This window comes from Azospirillum sp. INR13 (genome assembly GCF_015390205.1).
In the GTDB taxonomy this organism is placed as follows: domain Bacteria; phylum Pseudomonadota; class Alphaproteobacteria; order Azospirillales; family Azospirillaceae; genus Azospirillum.
Map to the genome: position 1 here is coordinate 19,474 of NZ_VUOI01000028.1, position 17,650 is coordinate 37,123.

The following is a 17,650-nucleotide window of genomic DNA, read 5'->3' on the forward strand; positions in this document are numbered from 1 at the left end:
CGACCGTCACCGGGACTTGTCGGCTCGGCGGGCGGTGGCCGTTGGCTCCAACTGTTTTGCCCCACCGATTTTGCGGAGACCGTTCATGCCGCATGCGTCCCTTCCGCGCTCGCCCCACACCTCCCGCCACCTTCCGGCTGTGGCGCTGTGCGCGCTGCTGGCCGGTGCCGTCCTGTCGCCGGCGCTTCCCGCGGGTCCCGCCGCCGCGCAGGAGGCGCCCGCCGCAAACACGGTCAATGCTGCACCCAACGCCAGCCGGACCTACGCGCCGCCATCCTTCCGCGACCTCGCCCGGACGCAGGTCGACACCGTGGTCAACATTTCCAGCACCCAGGCGCCGCAGGCGTCCGGCGGCGGCCGACTGCCTGAGGGGATGGACGTGCCTCCCGGCTCGCCGCTGGAGGAGTTCTTCCGCGAGTTCCGCAACCGCCAGCGCGGCGGCCAGCCCAACGGCACGCCCGAAAGCGGACCCAACGGTGGGCCTGGGGGTGGGCCTGGGGGTGGGCCGGGCGGCTTGCCCAGCATGGCGCTCGGTTCCGGCTTCATCATCGATCCTTCCGGCCTGATCGTCACCAACAGCCATGTCGTCGCCGATGCGGCGGAGATTTCCGTCACCCTGCATGACGGCACCCGGCTGCCCGCCAAGCTGGTGGGGTCCGATGCGCCGACCGATCTGGCGCTCTTGAAGGTCGAAAGCGACAAGCCGCTGGCCGCCGCCCATTGGGGCGACAGCGAGACGGTGGAGGTCGGCGACTGGGTGGTCGCCATCGGCAACCCGTTCGGGCTCGGCGGGTCTGTGACCGCGGGCATCCTGTCGGCCCGCGCCCGCGATATCCAGCAGGGCCCCTACGACGAGTATCTGCAGACCGACGCCGCCATCAACCGCGGCAATTCCGGCGGCCCGCTCTATGATGCCGGCGGCGCGGTGATCGGCATCAACACCGCCATCTATTCGCCCACCGGCGGATCGGTGGGTATCGGCTTCGCCATCCCGTCCTCACTGGCCAAGCCGATCATCGATCAGCTGAAGGACGGCGGCAAGGTGCGGCGCGGCTGGCTGGGCGTCCAGGTCCAGCGGGTGACGCCGGACATCGCCGAAAGCCTGGGCATGGACGGCACCGGCGGCGCGCTGGTCACCAGCGTTTCGCCCGACAGCCCGGCCGCCACCGCCGGCCTGCGTCAGGGTGACGTCATCACCGCCTTCGACGGCAAGCCGTTGGAGCAGATGCGCGAACTGCCGCGCCTCGTCGCCTCGACCGAGATCGGCCGCGACGTGCCGTTGAGCGTGCTGCGCGGCGGCAAGCAGGAATCGGTGCAGGTGACGCTCGGCGAACTGCGCAACGAGCCGCAGCAGCTGGCGATGTCCGGGTCGAGCGGCGCCCCCCGCTCCGCCCAGCCGGAGGAGAGCAAATCGGCGCTCGGCCTCAAGCTCGCCCCGCTGACACCCGGCCTGCGCGAGACCTTCTCCATCGGCGAGGACGTCGCCGGAGTGGTGGTGACGGAGGTGGAGGGCGACAGCGTCGCCTCGCAACGCGGGCTCGACCTTGGCGACGTCATCGTCGAAGCCGGGCAGGAGCCGGTGTCGACCCCCGCCGACCTGGAAAGCCGCATCGCCAAGGCCAAGGAACAGGGACGCAAAACCTTGCTGATGCTGGTCAGCCGCGGCGGCGACCTGCGCTATGTCCCGCTTCCGCTGGACGGCAACAAGGGGTAATCCGGACCAAATCCCGGCTGATAGGACCGGTGCGGGGATCTGCCCCGCTCCGGTCTCATCCTTTTCCGCTACCGTTCGCCGCGCCGCGAGAGTAATTTGCGGCCCGTTTGGCGAATGGGATGGCAAACCGTGAGCATTTATCCGGAGAGCGGCCAGCCGGTGCGGCTGTCGGTCGTTGTCCCCGTCTTCAACGAGGCCGACAACGTGCTGCCGCTGCTCGAAGAGATCGAGCGGGCGCTGGCGCCGGTCGGTGGCTTCGAGATCATCTTCGTCGACGACCAGTCCGACGACGACACCCAGGTGCGGCTTGCCCCGGCGGTCGAGGCCGGCCGGCTGCGGGTGCTGCGCCATGTCCGCCGCTCCGGTCAGAGCGCCGCGGTGCGCAGCGGCGTCAAGGCAGCGCGCGGGGAGTTCGTCGTCACCCTCGACGGCGACGGGCAGAACGACCCGGCCGACATACCGGCGCTCTTCGCCCTGGTGTCGACGGGGGATGCCGGCGCCCCGGTGCTGGTCGGCGGCCTGCGCAAGAAACGGCAGGACACCCTGTCGAAGCGCTGGGCCTCCAAGATCGCCAACGCCGTCCGCCAGTCCTTCCTGCAGGACGGCTGCACCGACAGCGGCTGCGGGCTGAAGCTGTTCCGCCGCGACGCCTTCCTCGACCTCCCCTTCTTCGGGGCGATGCACCGGTTCCTGCCGGCCTTGTTCCGCGCCCACGGCCATCCGGTGGCTTATGTGCCGGTGAACCATCGCCCGCGCGAGCGCGGCGTGTCAAAATACAACAACTGGCGGCGCGGGCTGATCGGCGTGGTCGATCTGCTGGGCGTCTATTGGCTGAAGCGGCGGACGAAGCTGTCGCCCGTGTCCGAACGCCTCTGACCGACCTTCGCTTGCGACCACAAGACCCTTTCGGGACGGGATTTCTACGATGCTAGAGCGCGCCGCGGCCTGGTTCCACGAACAGAGCACGACCGACCTGATCTGGGTCGGCATCGGCTTCTTCGCCCAGCTGATGTTCACCATGCGCTTCATCGTGCAGTGGATCGCCAGCGAAAAGGCGCGGCGCAGCGTGGTGCCGGAACTATTCTGGTATTTCTCGCTGGGCGGCGGCGTGATGCTGTTCGCCTATGCCTTCTACCGCTTCGACCCGGTCTTCATGCTGGGGCAGGGAATGGGTCTGGTGATCTACGCCCGCAACGTCTACTTCGTCTGGACCCACAAGAAGTCGCTGGCCTCCGGCGATGCGGTGCCGAGCAAATCGTGACCGCATCCACCCTGCCGCGCGCCGCCCTGCCGATCTGGGCCTATGCGCTGCTGGCGCTGATCGCCGCCGCGCTGTTCCTGCCGGGCTTCACCGTGCTGCCGCCCTTCGACCGGGACGAGGCGCGCTTTGCCCAAGCCTCCTCCCAGATGCTGGACAGCGGCAATTTCGTCGACATCCGCTTCCAGGATGAGACGCGCTACAAGAAGCCGGTCGGCATCTATTGGCTGCAGACCGCCGCGACCACGGTAGCCGAAGCGGTGCGCGGCGTTCCCGTGGGCAGCGAAAAGCTGATCTGGACCTACCGCATCCCGTCCTTCCTGGGCGCAATTCTGGCGGTGCTCGTCAGCGCCTGGACGGCGGCGCGGCTGTTCGGCGGTCCGGCCGGCTTCATCGCCGGGCTGATGATGGCCTCCTGCGTCGTTCTGGGGGTCGAGGCGCGGATGGCCAAGACCGACGCCGTGCTGCTGGCCACCGTGGTGATCGGGCAGGCGGTGTTGGCGCATCTATACCTCAACCGCCGCGATCCGGCGCCTGCCGGACGGTCCGCCTGGACCGCGCCGCTGGTATTCTGGATCGCCGCCGGCATCGGCGTGCTGGTCAAGGGGCCGATGGTCCTGCTGGTGTCCGGCAGCACGGCGCTGGTTCTGGCCCTGTGGGACCGCGAGGCCGGCTGGCTGAAGCGGCTGAAGCCGCTGGCGGGGCTCGCATCGTCGTCGCCATCGCCGCCCCCTGGCTGATCGCCATCGCCATCAAGAGCAAGGGCGCCTTCTTCGCCGAATCCGTCGGCCACGACATGTTGGGCAAGGTGTCCGGCGGGCAGGAGGGCAAGGGCCTGCCGCCGGGCTATTATCTCGGCACCTTCTGGGTCACCTTCGCTCCCTGGTCGCTGTTGGCCCTGCTGGCGGTTCCCTGGACCTGGGCGCGCCGCCGGCTGGACACCGTGCGATTCTGCATCGCCTGGATCGTCCCGAGCTGGCTGGTGTTCGAGGCGGTGCCGACCAAGCTGCTGCATTACACGCTGCCGGTCTTCCCGGCGATCGCCGCCCTGGCCGCGGCGGCCCTGCTCGACAATTTCGACCGCAGCCGCGAACGGCCGCGCCGCTGGCTGACGGTCGCCGCCGTGGCGCTCGGCGTCATCGGCTTCGGCGCCCTGACCCTGGCGGTCGCGGTGATCCCCTGGCTGGTCGGCCAGCGAATCGATCCGATCGCGGTGTCGCTGGTGCCGGCGGTGGGCGGTCTATTCGCCCTTGCCCTGCATCTGCTGCTTCGGGGTGAACGGCGGATCGGCCTCGCGGCCGGCGTGGGTGCCGCAGCCCTGCTTTATGTTGGGACCTACGCCGCGGTGCTGCCGAGCATCGATGGCGTCTGGGTCAGCCGGCAGGCCGCCCGTGTGGTGGCGCAGGTCCGGCCCTGCGCCGACAGTGCCGTCGCATCAGCCGGCTATTCGGAGCCGAGCCTCGTCTTCCTGCTGGGCACGCCGACCAAGCTGGTCCATGGCGCCGGTGCGGCGACGCATCTGCTGTCGGACCGCGCCTGCGGTCTGGCCCTGGTGGAGGACCGGGAGGCAGCCGCCTTCCTCGACAGCCTGGGCACGGCAACGCCGCTGCCGCTGGCGGAACTGGCCGGATTCAACTACAACACGGGCAAGCGCCTGCACCTCACGCTCTATCGCCTGCCTGCGTCATAAGGGCAGGGGTGTTCCCCGGTTGGGGATCGGGCTGCCGGGATGGGTAACGCGCCTCCGCATTGGACGGCGTGGGCGCTTTCCGCTCGACTGCACCTTCGGATCCGTTTTTTTCCGGATGAAAGGTGCCTGTTCGATGACCCGCGTTGCCTCCGCTGCCACAGCTGCCGTCAGGACCGCTGCCGTCGCTGCCGTGTCCCTCCTGGGGATGGCGACGCTGTCGCTGCCGGCCAATGCCCAGAAGCAGGACTATGCGCCCTGGGTGTACGACCAGATGGTGCCGACCGGCCCATTCATGCGCAACATGGATCAGGCCCAGCCGCTCCCCGGCCCGGCGCCGTCGCATTGGGGCGCCACCAAGGCGGGCGAGCACCGCGCCGGCATGACGCGCTACGGCACCGACGTGAAGCGGACGAACCGCCACTATTCCAACACCCATTCGCTGACGCCGCCGCCGGTCGATCCTGCCGCCGCCCGCCGGGTGATGGCGCCGCCGCGCAGCGCCGACGCCCCGCCGACGCCGCGGACGGCCCAGCCTCAGTAACCCGCGTCGGGGCATCTCGCCCGGCCGCCACAGCCAGGCCGCGCCGCGCACGCCACTGGAATCTCCATGGCGGGCGCGGCGCACCGGCGTGTCCAGCCGGTCGGAAAAGGCCCAGGGCTCCATCGCCGCCGGCAGCCGGTCATACAGCAGGTCGGCGTTCGACAGGCCGCCGCCCAGCACGATCACGTCCGGGTCCAGCAGGTTGGCGACCGCGGCCAGCCCGCGGGCCAGCCGCCCGACCAGCCGGTCCGCCGTCGCGGCGCATCCGGGGTCGATGTCGGCGCGTGAAAGAATCGTTGCGGCATCCAACGCCTCGCCGGTCGCCGCCAGATGATCGGCCGCCACCGCCGGCCCGGAAACGAAGGTCTCCAGGCAGCCGTGCTTGCCGCAGTAGCAGGCCGGGCCCGGCCGTTCCGCGTCCATCGGCCAGGGCAGCGGATTGTGCCCCCACTCGCCGGCGATGGCGTTGCGCCCGCCGAGCGGCCGGCCATGCACGACGATGCCGGCGCCGCAGCCGGTGCGAGGATCGCCGCGAACACAACGCCGCAGCCGGCACCGGCGCCGTCGGTCGCCTCCGACACCGCAAGACAGTTGGCGTCGTTCTCGATCCGCACCGGCCGGCCGAGCGCCTGGACGAGGTCGCGGGTGAAGTCCTTCCCGATCAGCCATGTGGAGTTGGCGTTCTTCACCACACCCGTGGCAGGGGAAATGGCGCCCGGAATGCCCAGCCCGACGGTCGCCTTGCCATTGTCGGGGAGCCCTCCCTCCAGCCTTCCGACCAGATCGCGGATCGTCGCGACCGTCGCGTCGTAATCGCCCTTCGGCGTTGGAACCCTGTGGCGGGCCAACTGGTTTCCCTGGCGGTCGAGCAGGATGCCCTCCGTCTTCGTGCCGCCCAGATCGATGCCGATGCGGTGCCCGCTCGTGAAACCTGATCCGGTGGCTGCCATGTTGTGTGACCTGTCTGACCGTGGTGGGAAGCCCATCCATAGCGGCGCCGCGACCGCGGCGTCCAGCGATGGCGACTGCCCAAAAGCAGATGTGTCGAAGGCACAGGTCGCGGTCGCGACTCGCCGTGTCGACTCCGCCGCGGTCGTGGGACAAAACGCAAGCGGCCGGCAAATACCATTGACCGGCCCCGGTGTTCGGGTAGAAGGTCGCCGACTGTCGGGCGGTCGCCTATCCCGCCCCAACCCGTCCTACCGTACCGCGCCACCGGAGCCCCTGATGAGTCGCCAGCGCGCTGCCCTTCGCCTCTCCCTGAAAGCCCTGACCGGCGCCGCCGTCCTCGGCGCGCTGCTCGTCCTGCCTGCCGCGCCCGCCAGCGCTGCCGCCGCCAAGGAGGCTGCGAAGCCGCCGGTGAAGACGGCCGCCGCCAAGGCGCGCCCGACCAAGGCCAGCACCCCGGCCGCACCCGCCTGCTACAACCGGGCCGAACATGCGGCCGAGCAGATGATGCGCCTGCACACCGAAATGATGGTGGTCGGGCTGACCTGCCGCACCGTGGTGCCGGACAAGAAGCCGTTCGACCTCTACCAGGACTTCTCGATCAAGAACCGCGCGCTGCTGTCCAATTCCGAAGCGTCGCTGATCAGTTACTACAAGCGTGCCGGCAGCGGCGGCAACGCCACCCGCCAGTTCGACATGTTCCGCACGGAGCTGGCGAACGAGATCAGCCGCCGTGCCTCCACCATCGGCATCGCGCAATATTGCGCCAACTTCGTCGACCGGTCGGTGGCCGCCAAGGAACTGACCCCGGACGACCTGCGCACCCTGACCGCGGACGAGAAGAACGCCGGCCTGATGCATCTGGCCAGCCGTCCGCTCTGCGACGTGAAGGTGGTCAGCGGCCCGGACCCCGTCTTCGCCGTCGCCCAGGCCACGCCGGCTCCGGCCGCGCCGAAGGCGGCCGCCGCCAAGGCGAAGGCCCCGGCCAAGGCCGCCGCTCCGGCCAAGCCGAAGCAGAAGGTCGCCGCCGTTCCGGCCAAGCAGTCCGTCGCCGTCCGCTGACGCTGCAACGTCCGGTTTCCGGACGCACATTGTCAACGCCCCGCACGGCATCCGCCGGCGGGGCGTTTTGCGTTTTCCACTCCTCCTGATCGAAGCCCGTCGCGGTCGACGCATGCGAACAGCACAAATCTGTCTTGCAAAAATCCGTCAGGCTGGTACTACCGAAAAGGTCAGGGGGAGCGCTCGCCGAACGGCCCGTCCGCGTCGGAACCGCATCCTCCGAACAGGAAAAATCATGGTCCGTCAGACCGATAGACGGAACTCCGGATGATACGGCATTCCGTTTGGTGAATGGACGGGCTGCACCAGACAGGGGGCTGCTGTTGCGTGACCGGTGTGCCGAGTGTGCCCGTGCCGCCGCACCCTGCCTTTGCGCCGTGCTGAAGGTGGGGTGAGGACATGGACTATTTTCTCCAGCAATTGATCAACGGCTTGTCGCTTGGGGCGATTTACGGCCTGATCGCGATCGGCTACACGATGGTGTACGGCATCATCGGGATGATCAACTTCGCCCATGGCGAGATTTACATGATCGGGTCCTTCGTGGCGCTGATCACCTTCCTGGCCATCGGCGCGCTCGGCATCACCTGGGTGCCTTTGGCCCTGCTGGTCATGCTGCTCGCCTCCATGCTGTTCACCAGCGTCTATGGCTGGACGGTCGAGCGCATCGCCTACCGGCCGCTGCGCTCCTCGCCGCGGCTGGCGCCGCTGATCTCCGCCATCGGCATGTCGATCTTCCTGCAGAACTACATCCAGCTCCTCCAGGGCGCCCGCTCCAAGCCGCTGCAGCCCATCCTGCCCGGCAGCCTCACCCTGATGGACGGCGCCGTCTCGGTCAGCTATGTGCGGCTGGCCACCATCGTCATCACGCTGGTCCTGATGGTCGGCTTCACCATGCTGATCAACCGCACCTCGCTCGGCCGTGCCCAGCGGGCCTGCGAGCAGGACAAGAAGATGGCCGGGCTGCTCGGCGTCAATGTCGACCGCGTCATCTCGCTGACCTTCGTCATGGGCGCCGCGCTCGCCGCCGTCGCCGGCATGATGGTGCTGCTGATCTATGGCGTCATCGACTTCTACATCGGCTTCCTGGCGGGCGTGAAAAGCTTCACCGCCGCCGTGCTCGGCGGGGTCGGCTCGCTGCCCGGCGCGATGCTCGGCGGCGTGGTCATCGGCCTGATCGAGGCCTTCTGGTCCGGCTATGTCGGCTCCGAATGGAAGGACGTCGCAACCTTCTCCATCCTCGTCCTCGTCCTGATCTTCCGGCCCACCGGCCTGCTCGGCCGGCCCGAGATCGAGAAGGTGTAAGCGCCATGACCATGCACTCCAACACCGTCTCGTCCGCCGCGGGCGGCGCTGCCCGCGGCGTCGACTGGGCCGCCACCGTCAAGGACGCCGGCCTCGCCGCCTTCGTGGCATTGCTGCTGACCGTGCCGCTGGTGGGCCTGCGCACGGTCGACCGCCCCACCGGGCTCGGCATCGAAGCCCGGCCGGAGGAGGTCGTCGCCTCGCTGCTGCTGGTCTTCCTCGGCCGGCTCGGGCTCGGGCTGATCCGCCAGGGCATGGCGCTGCCGGTGCTGATCCTGGCGCTGGTCTGCGCCGGCGTCGGGCTGCTGCTGCCGATGCCGACCCAGGTGCTGCGCCTGGTGCTGGTGCTGGGCGGCGGCGTCATCGCCATCCGCGCCGCCATGACGGTCGCCACCGGCCGCTCCAAGCTGTCCCAGGCCGACCGCGACAAGCGCATGGACCGCGTCGCGGCCAAGGTGCAGCATGCCAGCCGCTACATCGGCCCGGTCGCCGTCGCCTTCGCCGTCGTGCTGCCCTTCACCCCGCTGGCCGACCGCATGATCCTGGACATCGGCATCCTGCTGTTGACCTACATCATGCTGGGCTGGGGCTTGAACATCGTCGTCGGTTTGGCCGGCCTGCTCGACCTCGGCTATGTCGCCTTCTATGCGGTGGGCGCCTATTCCTACGCCCTGCTGGCCCATTACTTCGGGCTCAGCTTCTGGGTCTGCCTGCCGCTGGCGGGCGTGCTGGCCGCCATCTCCGGCGTGCTGCTGGGCTTCCCGGTGCTGCGGCTGCGCGGCGACTATTTCGCCATCGTGACCTTGGGCTTCGGCGAGATCATCCGCATCATCCTGGTCAACTGGTACCAGTTCACCGGCGGCCCCAACGGCATCTCCGGCATTCCGCGGCCGAGCTTCTTCGGCATCGCCGACTTCTCCCGCAGCCCGGCCGAGGGCATGGCCGCCTTCCACGAGATGTTCGGGCTGGAATTCTCGCCGCTGCACCGCATCATCTTCCTCTACTACCTCATCCTGGCGCTCGCCCTGGTGGTGAACCTGTTCACGCTGCGGGTCCGCAAGCTGCCGCTGGGCCGGGCGTGGGAGGCCCTGCGCGAGGACGACATCGCCTGCGCGTCCTTGGGCATCAACCGCACCAACATGAAGCTGGCGGCCTTTGCGATCGCGGCGATGTTCGGCGGCTTCGCCGGCTCCTTCTTCGCGACGCGCCAGGGCTTCATCAGCCCGGAGAGCTTCACCTTCATCGAGTCGGCGATCATCCTGGCCATCGTGGTGTTGGGCGGCATGGGCAGCCAGATCGGCGTGGTGGTCGCCACCCTGCTGGTGATCGGCCTGCCCGAAGCGTTCCGCGAGCTGGCCGACTACCGCATGCTGGCCTTCGGCGCCGGCATGGTGGTGATCATGCTGTGGCGTCCGCGCGGCCTGCTGGCCCACCGCGACCCGACCATCCTCCTGCATGGCGGCAAGAAGCCGATCCCGGCGGGAGCCGCGAAATGAGCGCCGTGATGACTGACAAGCCGCTTCTGACGGTCGAACACCTGACCATGCGCTTCGGCGGGCTGGTGGCGAACAACGACGTGTCGTTCGAGGCGCGGGCGGGCGAGATCACCGCGCTGATCGGCCCGAACGGCGCCGGCAAGACGACGCTGTTCAACTGCGTCACCGGCTTCTACACCCCCACGGTGGGGCGGCTGACGCTGCGCCACCCCGCCGGCAAGGAGTTCCTGCTGGAGCGGATGCCGGGCTACCGCATCGCCCAGCTGGCCGGCGTGGCGCGCACCTTCCAGAACATCCGGCTGTTCAGCGGCATGAGCGTTCTGGAGAACCTGATCGTCGCCCAGCACAACAAGCTGATGCGCGCCTCGACCTTCGCCATTGGCGGCCTGCTGGGCTTTCCCAGCTACCGCAAGGCCGAGCATGAGGCGGTGGAGCTGGCGAAATACTGGCTGGAGCGGGTGCGCCTGACCGAGTTCGCCGACTGGGAAGCCGGCAACCTGCCCTATGGCGCCCAGCGTCGCCTGGAGATCGCGCGCGCCATGTGCACGGAGCCGGTGCTGCTGTGCCTGGACGAGCCGGCGGCGGGCCTGAACCCGCGCGAGTCGGCGGAGCTGGCCGAGATCCTGACCTTCATCCGCGACGTCCAGACCCCGCAGGGTCACCGCACGGGCGTGCTGCTGATCGAGCATGACATGAGCGTGGTGATGCGCATTTCCGATCATGTGGTGGTGCTGGACTATGGCCGGAAGATTTCCGATGGCGATCCGGAGCATGTGAAGAACGACCCGGCGGTGATCCGCGCCTATCTGGGCGAGGACGAGGACGAAGCCCTGCCGCCGGAGGTCGCCGCCGACCTGCATATGCCGCCCACCGCCGGCCAGAACGGGGCCGGCCAGCACAACGCGCAGAAGGGGGCCTGAGCCATGTTGAAGGTATCGGGCGTCCACACCTTCTACGGCGCCATCGAGGCGCTGAAGGGCATCGACATCGAGATCGGCGCCGGCGAGATCGTCTCGCTGATCGGCGCCAACGGGGCGGGCAAGTCGACGCTGCTGATGACGATCTGCGGCAGCCCCCGCGCCCGCCAGGGCCGGGTGTTCTTCGAGGGCGAGGACATCACCGACCTGCCCACCCACGAGATCGTGCGGCGCGGCATCGCGCAAAGCCCGGAAGGCCGGCGCATCTTCCCGCGGATGACGGTGCTGGAGAACCTGCAGATGGGCTCGATCGTCGCCCAGCCCGGCAGCTTCGAGCGCGAGCTGGAGCGGGTTCTGACGCTGTTCCCGCGGCTGAAGGAGCGCATCAACCAGCGCGCCGGCACGATGTCGGGCGGCGAGCAGCAGATGCTGGCGATCGGCCGTGCGCTGATGAGCCAGCCGCGGCTGCTGCTGCTGGACGAGCCGAGCCTCGGTCTGGCGCCGCTGATCGTGAAGCAGATCTTCCAGGTGATCCAGGAGATCAACCGGGAACAGAAGATGACGGTGTTCATGGTCGAGCAGAACGCGTTCCACGCGCTGAAGCTGGCGCACCGGGCCTATGTGATGGTGACGGGGAAGATCACGATGACGGGGACGGGGGCGCAGCTTCTGGCCGACCCGGAGGTTCGCGCGGCTTATCTGGAAGGGGGCCACTGAGATGGAGACGATCCTCGGCTCTTCCGTTCCGGTGTTCGTGTTCCTGACGGTTCTGGTGTTCGGCGGCTGCGGCGTGCTGACCGGCCAGACGCTTGCCGAAGGGTGGAAGCCGGTGTCCAGCGTGCTGGCCTATTCGCTTCTGCTGGGGCTGGGTGACCGCTTCCTGGCCTGGGGCCTGTTCGGCGAGCAGCTGCTGTCGCTGTGGGGCTTCATCGTCCACACCGTGGTGATCGGCCTGATCACGCTGACCGCCCACCGCATCGCCATCGCAAGGCGCATGGTCAAACCAGTATCCGTGGCTCTATGAGACCGCCGGGCCGTTCGGCTGGCGCGAGAGGACTGGTGTGTCCGCCAACGAATAAGTCATTGGGAATAGACCGTACGGCTGATTGGTGCCCGTGAAACTGTCGCACACCGCACCACTTGGGGTATGGTAATCTGGAAACCGCCGGAGGGGACCCGGCGGCAAGGCCCGCAAGGGCCGGGGGTATGTTGCAACAGGGACCATTCACAGAACAGGGAAGCACACCCATGAAATTCAAGCTGTCCCTTCTCGCCGCGATCGCGGCGACCGCGCTCTCCGCCACGGCCGCCCAGGCCGACATCGCGGTGGCCACCGCCGGTCCGATCACCGGCCAGTACGCCACCTTCGGCGAGCAGATGAAGAAGGGCATGGAGCAGGCCGTCGCGGACATCAACGCCGCCGGCGGTGTCCTGGGCCAGAAGCTGAAGCTGGAAGTCGGCGACGACGCCTGCGATCCGAAGCAGGCTGTCGCCGTCGCCAACCAGCTGGCCAAGGCCGGTGTGAAGTTCGTGGCCGGCCACTTCTGCTCGGGTTCGTCGATCCCGGCCAGCCAGGTCTATGCCGAGGAAGGGATGCTGCAGATCTCCCCGGCTTCGACCAACCCGAAGCTGACCGAGCAGGGCCTGAAGAACGTCTTCCGCGTCTGCGGCCGTGACGACCAGCAGGGCCTGATCGCCGGCAAGTATCTGCTGGACACCTACAAGGGCAAGAACGTCGCCATCCTTCACGACAAGTCGGCCTACGGCAAGGGGCTGGCCGATGAGACGCAGAAGGCGCTGAACGCCGGCGGCCAGAAGGAAACCATCTACGAAGCCTACACGGCCGGTGAGAAGGACTATTCCGCCCTGGTGTCGAAGCTGAAGCAGGCGAATGTCGACGCCGTCTACATCGGTGGCTACCACACCGAGGCCGGCCTGATCGCCCGCCAGATGAAGGACCAGGGCCTGAAGGCCATCATCGTGTCGGGTGACGCGCTGGTGACCAACGAGTACTGGGCCATCACCGGCGACGCCGGCGAGAACACCATGATGACCTTCGGTCCGGATCCGCGTGAGAAGCCGGACGCCAAGGCCGTCGTGGAGAAGTTCCGCAAGGCGGGCTACGAGCCGGAAGGCTACACCCTGTACACCTACGCCGCGCTCCAGATCTGGGCCGACGCGGTGAAGCAGGCGAACTCGACCGACGCTGCGAAGGTTGCCGAAGTCATGCGCAAGGGCAGCTACAACACCGTCATCGGCAAGATCGGGTTCGACCCGAAGGGTGACGTCACCAGCCCGGCCTATGTTTGGTACAAGTGGCAGAACGGCCAGTACGCCGAAGTGAAGTAAGCGAAGCGCATCAGCGTTCCGCGAAAAGGGGGCCGGCACTTCTGTGCCGGCCCTTTTTCAATTCGACCCGCCTTGGCGCCGGGTCAGGGAATAGGTCGGGGAACATAAGCGACGGGCTGGGCCACAGACGGTTGCGCCGCAGCAATCGCCGGCGAGGAGAGCCCGGATGCGACCCGGCGACCCGACCGCTCGTTCAGCAGTCGTTCGGAGGTCCGCATCACCTCCCGCCAGAAGGCGGCGGCACGGGTGTGGTTGGCGGCCGTGAGTTCGACAAGACGAACGCGGCTCATTCGAATCGCGGTTTCGCCCAGTTCATCAACCAGGCGGGTCGCGAAGACAAGCACGTCGAGATCTGTGTTCATGACCGCTATGAACCCACAACCGGGGCTGTTGTTCCAGCTTGAAACCGCACCGCGGCAAAGGGTCATCGGGGGTGCCCCGGACGTGCTGCACTGCAACAGCGCATCTGCGGCATCGATTAACGGTCACCGAACGGACACTCGCCACGACAGGGGTGTTTTGTGGTTCAATGGCGCCCTTCACGGCGGCCGTGACGGCAGCCGGCATGGGATGGGTTTTGGAGAACGACAATGCGCAGAAAGCGCGAGGTGATCGAGGGTCAGATTTATCGCAAGCTGTCCCCCAGCGGCGGCTATTGGGAAGTGGTCGCCATCCGCAAGGACGGCATGGGCACCCAGCATGCCCAGATGAAGCGAACCGACGACCCGAAGACACTGAAGACCCTATCGGTGTCAACCCTGCTCGACCCCCAGCAGTTCGAGATCGTCACCGAGTAGCGATCTATCCGACAAGCACCTCGGGTCGTCGGGGCTAGCCGGTGGCACGCCGCCGGTAAAGGTCGATGTCCGGCCCGCCCTTCCCGCCGCCGGACACACGCTCCAGTCGCCCCTTGCGGATCAGATGGTTGAGGTGGGCCACGGCTTCGCCCACGGCGAAGACGGTCTGGTGCGGGTCGAGCGGCCGCGGGAACAGTGCCTGCGTCACCTCCGCCGCCGTCCGGGACGACGCGCAGAGCGATTCGATCGCCGCCAGCCGTTCGGCATGATGGAGGGCCAGATCGTCGGCGCGCCGGTGCAGGCCACGGAATGGGCGGCCGTGCGAGGGTAGAACCAGCGTGTCGGCCGGCAGGGCGGCCCAATCCTTCAAGCTGGCGAGATAGTCGGTGAGTGGATCGGCATCCGGTTCGGTCGGCCAGACGCTGATGTTCGGGCTGATCCGGGGCAGAATCTGATCGCCGGAGATCACCAGGGCCAAGCCGTCGCCATTGTCGTCGCCATCAGCCGGCCGGTAGAGGCTGATCGGTTCGACCGTATGGCCGCTGCCGCCGATCACGGTCCAGAGACGGTCGCCCACCGGCAGCCTGTCGCCGGCCCGCAGGCGGGTCAGCGTCGCCGGCACGCCGGGGACGCCGCGACTGTAGGCACCCTTGCGGGCGAGCACGGCTTCCAGCGTCTCCGGCGCCAACCCGCAACGGCGGTAGAAACGCTCCACCGCGGCATCGGTGGCGGCATCGTTGCCGGCCGATAGCATGCGGGCGAACAGCCATTCCGTCAGCGAGGTGGCGAAGGCCGCACCGGTCCGCTCGACCAGCCAGTTGGCGGCGCCGATGTGGTCGGGATGGAAATGGGTGGCGACCACCCGCTGCACCGGTCGGCCGCCTAGCGCGCCGCGCAGCAATTCCTCCCACAGAGCCAGAGTGTGCCGGTCACCCAGCCCGCAATCTATCAGCGTCCAGCCGTCCGCTCCACCGTCCAGCGCCCAGGCGTTGATATGGTCGAGTTGGAAAGGCAGGGACAGCCGGATCCACAACACGCCCGGCGCCACCTCTTGCCAGCCGCCGGGATCCGGGTGGTGCAGATGGGGTAGTCGATCGCATCGTCCGGGGTAGAGGGCATTGGGGTGGGTGTCCAAGTCATTGTTATCACGGAAGGAAATGCCAGCAGGAGCGTTGCGGCATATCTGCAACAGAAAAAGCGGCCGTGCGTGGGCGGGATTGGAAGCCGCGCGCGCTGATTCCATTGTCGGGGCCGGAGCCCGTTCTGTCACGCGTTTCGCCGCAGGCCGGGATGTCCCGATCCGCCAACGCCGTCAACGATGGGAACAAGAACATGACGATGCGTGGGATTTTGCTGGGCACGGCACTGGCCGTCGCCGTTCCTTCCCTGGCCATTCCGACTGCCGCCTTTGCCGCGCCGGAAGGCTTCTACGTCGGCGCGGGGGCCGGCGTGAACTGGACCGAGGATGCCGACCTCAGCAGCTATCCGGCCCCGGGCCTGGGTCTCAAGGAGGAGTTCAAGCTCGGCGGCATCGGCGACATTTCGGTCGGCTACGCCACCGCGATGGGTCTGCGCGCCGAACTGGAGGCCGCCTGGCGTTGGCGCAACAGCGTCGACGACACCAGCAGCGCCACTCCCGGCCTGAACGGCCTGGGCGGCAAGACGAGCTCGTATGCCTTCATGGGCAACCTGCTGTACGACTTCAACATCGGCCTGCCGATCACGCCCTATATCGGTGCCGGTGCCGGTATCGCCGGGGTGAAGAAGACGCTGAACGGCGCCAGCGACCGCGACTGGGTCTTCGCCTACCAGGGCATCGTCGGCGCGTCCTATGCCATCAACGACACTGTGGCGCTGACGCTGGACTACCGCTACTTCGCCACCGTCGATCCGGAGTTCGAGCTGGGTCCGGTGACCTCGAAGAGCGAATATCGCAACCACACCATCCTGGCCGGCCTGCGCTATACCTTCGGCGGGCCGTCGCGCGTCACGCCGGTCGCCGCCCCGGCACCCGCCGCTCCGCCGATGGCCGCCCAGCCGCAGAGCGAGTATCAGGTGTTCTTCGATTGGGACAAGGCGACGATCACGCCGAACTCCGCAAGCATCATCGCCGATGCCGCCGACGCGTCCAGCCGTGCCCGCGCCGTCCGCATCCAGGTGATCGGCCACACCGACACCTCGGGCTCGCCGACCTACAACCAGCGGCTTTCGATCCGCCGGGCCGAGGCGGTGCGCCAGGCGCTGGTCGCGCGCGGCACGCCGGCCAACATGATCTCCATCGAAGGCGTGGGCGAGAACCAGCTGATGGTTCCCACCGGTCCGAACGTGCGCGAGCCTTCGAACCGCCGCGCCCAGATCCTCATCAAGATCTCCTGATTGCAGCGAACCTGCACGCGGGGGAGGGGGCGGATGACCTCCTCCGCGCTTTTCTTTGCGGTTCCTCCCGGCATTGCCGTGCCCGGACGTGCGAAGGAGGTAGCGCCGGCCGTTGCGTCAGCGTATGACGGTGCTGCACGCGAGGCATCTTCGGTCCGAGACGTTACATGCAGGTTCTGATCGCCGACGATCATTCCATCGTCCGCAGCGGCTTGACCCATCTGGTGGGTGAACTGGACGAACAGGCCACCGTCGTGGCCGCGACCAGCTTCAGCCAGTTGAACGCCATCCTCGACGCATCGTTGCTCGAGGGCGGCACCGCATTCGACCTGATCGTGATGGATTTGCGCATGCCCGGCCTGGGCGGGCTGGACGATGTCGAGGCGCTGGTGAAGCGCGTGGCGCCGGTCCCCGTCGCCGTCTTCTCCATGATCGACTCGCCCGACGAGATGCGCGCGGTGCTGTCGCGCGGCGTGCGCGCCTTCATCCCGAAATCGACCGACGACGTGCTGGTGGTCAACATCCTGCGGCTGGTGATGGCGGGCGGATCCTATGTGCCGCCGGTCCTGGGCATGCCGGGGGCGCCCGCGGCAGCCGGGGCGGTGCCGGCACGGGGCGGCGCGCCCAGCGTGTTCGACGGGCTGACCCGCCGACAGCTGGAGGTGCTGGATCTGCTGGCTCAGGGCCTGTCGAACCAGGAGATCGGCGAGAGGCTGGGCCTGAACCTGTCGACGGTGAAGACCCACGTCACCGGCGTTCTGAAGGCGCTAGGCGTCGGCAGCCGCACCCAGGCGGTCCTGCTGGTCAAGGAATCGGGGCGCGACCGGCTGGTTTGAGACCGGCTTCGGGGCCGGGTAGGCACCCTCACAGCAGCGCATTCAGCAGCGACCCGCGCCCGCCATAGCTGCCGCCGGTTCCCCCCAGCATCATCGAGGCGGGGTTGATGGAGGCGCTGCCGGCACCCAGAATGGCGGCCAAGCCCTGCAGCTTGGTGTTGTTGCCGAAGGGGTTGTCGCCCTTGGCCGGCTGCTTGGCGATGGTGTCGTAGTCCTTGCTGTAATTGCCCATGCGCAGCTGGACGCCGTAATTCTTGGCTTCCTTGACCGGAACATCCTTTTCGCGGGCGATGCGCAACGTGTAGTCGCCCTTGTCCAGCGTGAGTTGGCCGGACCTTCAGCTTCTGGAAGGCGTCGAAGG

The 17,650-nt window shown here is 67.9% G+C and carries 19 protein-coding genes and 1 pseudogene; 16 read left to right on the forward strand and 4 right to left on the reverse strand.

Going from position 1 to position 17,650, the window contains the following annotated elements; translation table 11 throughout:
* Positions 1 to 85: 85 nt before the first annotated feature.
* The 6 genes from F1643_RS17505 (at position 86) to F1643_RS17525 (ending at position 5,203) form a co-directional block, all read left to right on the forward strand.
* A complete protein-coding gene (locus F1643_RS17505) occupies positions 86 to 1,714 on the forward strand; it encodes a DegQ family serine endoprotease (protein ID WP_194914509.1) in 1,629 nt (542 codons plus the stop codon).
* A 114-nt stretch (positions 1,715 to 1,828) separates the two neighbouring features.
* Positions 1,829 to 2,590 (forward strand): glycosyltransferase family 2 protein, encoded by a 762-nt coding sequence (locus tag F1643_RS17510; RefSeq protein ID WP_149222694.1) that lies wholly within the window; start codon positions 1,829 to 1,831, stop codon positions 2,588 to 2,590.
* A gap of 49 nt (positions 2,591 to 2,639) precedes the next feature.
* On the forward strand, positions 2,640 to 2,975 hold the full coding sequence (locus F1643_RS17515; protein ID WP_149222695.1) for a lipid-A-disaccharide synthase N-terminal domain-containing protein: 336 nt from the start codon (positions 2,640 to 2,642) through the stop codon (positions 2,973 to 2,975).
* Complete coding sequence (locus F1643_RS23730; RefSeq protein WP_370540674.1) at positions 2,972 to 3,712, forward strand: ArnT family glycosyltransferase; 741 nt, start codon at positions 2,972 to 2,974, stop codon at positions 3,710 to 3,712. Before F1643_RS17515 ends, F1643_RS23730 begins: the two co-directional genes overlap by 4 nt.
* Positions 3,628 to 4,662 (forward strand): hypothetical protein, encoded by a 1,035-nt coding sequence (locus F1643_RS23735; protein ID WP_255542958.1) that lies wholly within the window; start codon positions 3,628 to 3,630, stop codon positions 4,660 to 4,662. Before F1643_RS23730 ends, F1643_RS23735 begins: the two co-directional genes overlap by 85 nt.
* Before the next feature lie 133 nt (positions 4,663 to 4,795).
* On the forward strand, positions 4,796 to 5,203 hold the full coding sequence (locus tag F1643_RS17525) for a hypothetical protein (RefSeq protein WP_194914536.1): 408 nt from the start codon (positions 4,796 to 4,798) through the stop codon (positions 5,201 to 5,203).
* Positions 5,204 to 5,212: 9 nt separating this feature from the next.
* Here the strand turns inward: F1643_RS17525 and F1643_RS17530 are convergent.
* A pseudogene (locus F1643_RS17530) lies at positions 5,213 to 6,153 on the reverse strand (ROK family protein); the annotation flags it as partial.
* Positions 6,154 to 6,430: 277 nt separating this feature from the next.
* Between F1643_RS17530 and F1643_RS17535 the strand changes: the two are divergent.
* From F1643_RS17535 to F1643_RS17565, 7 genes are all read left to right on the forward strand, one after another.
* Positions 6,431 to 7,213, forward strand: coding sequence for a hypothetical protein (locus F1643_RS17535; protein WP_255542959.1), 783 nt, complete (start codon positions 6,431 to 6,433; stop codon positions 7,211 to 7,213).
* A 399-nt stretch (positions 7,214 to 7,612) separates the two neighbouring features.
* Positions 7,613 to 8,518: a branched-chain amino acid ABC transporter permease LivH gene (locus F1643_RS17540; RefSeq protein ID WP_194914511.1), complete on the forward strand. Its 906-nt coding sequence runs from the start codon at positions 7,613 to 7,615 to the stop codon at positions 8,516 to 8,518.
* Positions 8,519 to 8,523: 5 nt separating this feature from the next.
* Complete coding sequence (gene livM / locus F1643_RS17545) at positions 8,524 to 10,014, forward strand: high-affinity branched-chain amino acid ABC transporter permease LivM (RefSeq protein ID WP_194914512.1); 1,491 nt, start codon at positions 8,524 to 8,526, stop codon at positions 10,012 to 10,014.
* Between the two features lie 8 nt (positions 10,015 to 10,022).
* Entirely contained in the window at positions 10,023 to 10,934 is a 912-nt protein-coding gene (locus F1643_RS17550; protein WP_194914513.1) for an ABC transporter ATP-binding protein, read from the forward strand.
* A 3-nt stretch (positions 10,935 to 10,937) separates the two neighbouring features.
* Positions 10,938 to 11,648 (forward strand): ABC transporter ATP-binding protein, encoded by a 711-nt coding sequence (locus tag F1643_RS17555; RefSeq protein ID WP_014189439.1) that lies wholly within the window; start codon positions 10,938 to 10,940, stop codon positions 11,646 to 11,648.
* Position 11,649: 1 nt separating this feature from the next.
* Positions 11,650 to 11,955 carry a DUF6867 family protein gene (locus F1643_RS17560; RefSeq protein WP_255542960.1) on the forward strand — a complete coding sequence of 102 codons (306 nt, stop codon included), beginning with the start codon at positions 11,650 to 11,652 and terminating at the stop codon, positions 11,953 to 11,955.
* A gap of 224 nt (positions 11,956 to 12,179) precedes the next feature.
* Positions 12,180 to 13,280 (forward strand): branched-chain amino acid ABC transporter substrate-binding protein, encoded by a 1,101-nt coding sequence (locus F1643_RS17565; RefSeq protein ID WP_194914514.1) that lies wholly within the window; start codon positions 12,180 to 12,182, stop codon positions 13,278 to 13,280.
* A gap of 83 nt (positions 13,281 to 13,363) precedes the next feature.
* Here F1643_RS17565 and F1643_RS17570 read toward each other — a convergent pair whose 3' ends face one another.
* Positions 13,364 to 13,642 carry a hypothetical protein gene (locus F1643_RS17570; protein WP_194914515.1) on the reverse strand — a complete coding sequence of 93 codons (279 nt, stop codon included), beginning with the start codon at positions 13,640 to 13,642 and terminating at the stop codon, positions 13,364 to 13,366.
* Between the two features lie 228 nt (positions 13,643 to 13,870).
* Here F1643_RS17570 and F1643_RS17575 point away from each other — a divergent pair, with 228 nt between their 5' ends.
* On the forward strand, positions 13,871 to 14,077 hold the full coding sequence (locus F1643_RS17575; RefSeq protein WP_014249984.1) for a hypothetical protein: 207 nt from the start codon (positions 13,871 to 13,873) through the stop codon (positions 14,075 to 14,077).
* A gap of 34 nt (positions 14,078 to 14,111) precedes the next feature.
* Here F1643_RS17575 and F1643_RS17580 read toward each other — a convergent pair whose 3' ends face one another.
* The gene (locus F1643_RS17580) at positions 14,112 to 15,212 is read right to left on the reverse strand and encodes an MBL fold metallo-hydrolase (RefSeq protein WP_255542961.1); all 1,101 of its coding nucleotides are present in this window, start codon (positions 15,210 to 15,212) and stop codon (positions 14,112 to 14,114) included.
* 197 nt (positions 15,213 to 15,409) lie between these two features.
* On the opposite strand from F1643_RS17580, the gene F1643_RS17585 reads away from it, so the two are divergent.
* On the forward strand, positions 15,410 to 16,453 hold the full coding sequence (locus F1643_RS17585; protein ID WP_194914516.1) for an OmpA family protein: 1,044 nt from the start codon (positions 15,410 to 15,412) through the stop codon (positions 16,451 to 16,453).
* Positions 16,454 to 16,620: 167 nt separating this feature from the next.
* Entirely contained in the window at positions 16,621 to 17,289 is a 669-nt protein-coding gene (locus F1643_RS17590) for a LuxR C-terminal-related transcriptional regulator (protein ID WP_194914517.1), read from the forward strand.
* Positions 17,290 to 17,317: 28 nt separating this feature from the next.
* Here the strand turns inward: F1643_RS17590 and F1643_RS23740 are convergent, their stop codons facing one another.
* Positions 17,318 to 17,587, reverse strand: coding sequence for a hypothetical protein (locus F1643_RS23740; RefSeq protein ID WP_255542962.1), 270 nt, complete (start codon positions 17,585 to 17,587; stop codon positions 17,318 to 17,320).
* Positions 17,588 to 17,650 lie beyond the last annotated feature (63 nt).

What these genes read in the sequence shown, in the direction of transcription:
- F1643_RS17550 (WP_194914513.1), top strand. Translation starts at nt 10,023, where the DNA reads ATGACTGACAAGCCGCTTCTGACGGTCGAACACCTGACCATGCGCTTC.
- F1643_RS17515 (WP_149222695.1), top strand. Translation starts at nt 2,640, where the DNA reads ATGCTAGAGCGCGCCGCGGCCTGGTTCCACGAACAGAGCACGACCGAC.
- F1643_RS17575 (WP_014249984.1), top strand. Translation starts at nt 13,871, where the DNA reads ATGCGCAGAAAGCGCGAGGTGATCGAGGGTCAGATTTATCGCAAGCTG.
- F1643_RS17510 (WP_149222694.1), top strand. Translation starts at nt 1,829, where the DNA reads ATGGGATGGCAAACCGTGAGCATTTATCCGGAGAGCGGCCAGCCGGTG.
- F1643_RS17565 (WP_194914514.1), top strand. Translation starts at nt 12,180, where the DNA reads ATGAAATTCAAGCTGTCCCTTCTCGCCGCGATCGCGGCGACCGCGCTC.
- F1643_RS17560 (WP_255542960.1), top strand. Translation starts at nt 11,650, where the DNA reads ATGGAGACGATCCTCGGCTCTTCCGTTCCGGTGTTCGTGTTCCTGACG.
- livM (WP_194914512.1), top strand. Translation starts at nt 8,524, where the DNA reads ATGACCATGCACTCCAACACCGTCTCGTCCGCCGCGGGCGGCGCTGCC.
- F1643_RS17590 (WP_194914517.1), top strand. Translation starts at nt 16,621, where the DNA reads ATGCAGGTTCTGATCGCCGACGATCATTCCATCGTCCGCAGCGGCTTG.
- F1643_RS17525 (WP_194914536.1), top strand. Translation starts at nt 4,796, where the DNA reads ATGACCCGCGTTGCCTCCGCTGCCACAGCTGCCGTCAGGACCGCTGCC.
- F1643_RS17540 (WP_194914511.1), top strand. Translation starts at nt 7,613, where the DNA reads ATGGACTATTTTCTCCAGCAATTGATCAACGGCTTGTCGCTTGGGGCG.
- F1643_RS17585 (WP_194914516.1), top strand. Translation starts at nt 15,410, where the DNA reads ATGACGATGCGTGGGATTTTGCTGGGCACGGCACTGGCCGTCGCCGTT.
- F1643_RS17555 (WP_014189439.1), top strand. Translation starts at nt 10,938, where the DNA reads ATGTTGAAGGTATCGGGCGTCCACACCTTCTACGGCGCCATCGAGGCG.
- F1643_RS17505 (WP_194914509.1), top strand. Translation starts at nt 86, where the DNA reads ATGCCGCATGCGTCCCTTCCGCGCTCGCCCCACACCTCCCGCCACCTT.
- F1643_RS17535 (WP_255542959.1), top strand. Translation starts at nt 6,431, where the DNA reads ATGAGTCGCCAGCGCGCTGCCCTTCGCCTCTCCCTGAAAGCCCTGACC.
- F1643_RS17570 (WP_194914515.1), bottom strand. Translation starts at nt 13,642, where the DNA reads ATGAACACAGATCTCGACGTGCTTGTCTTCGCGACCCGCCTGGTTGAT.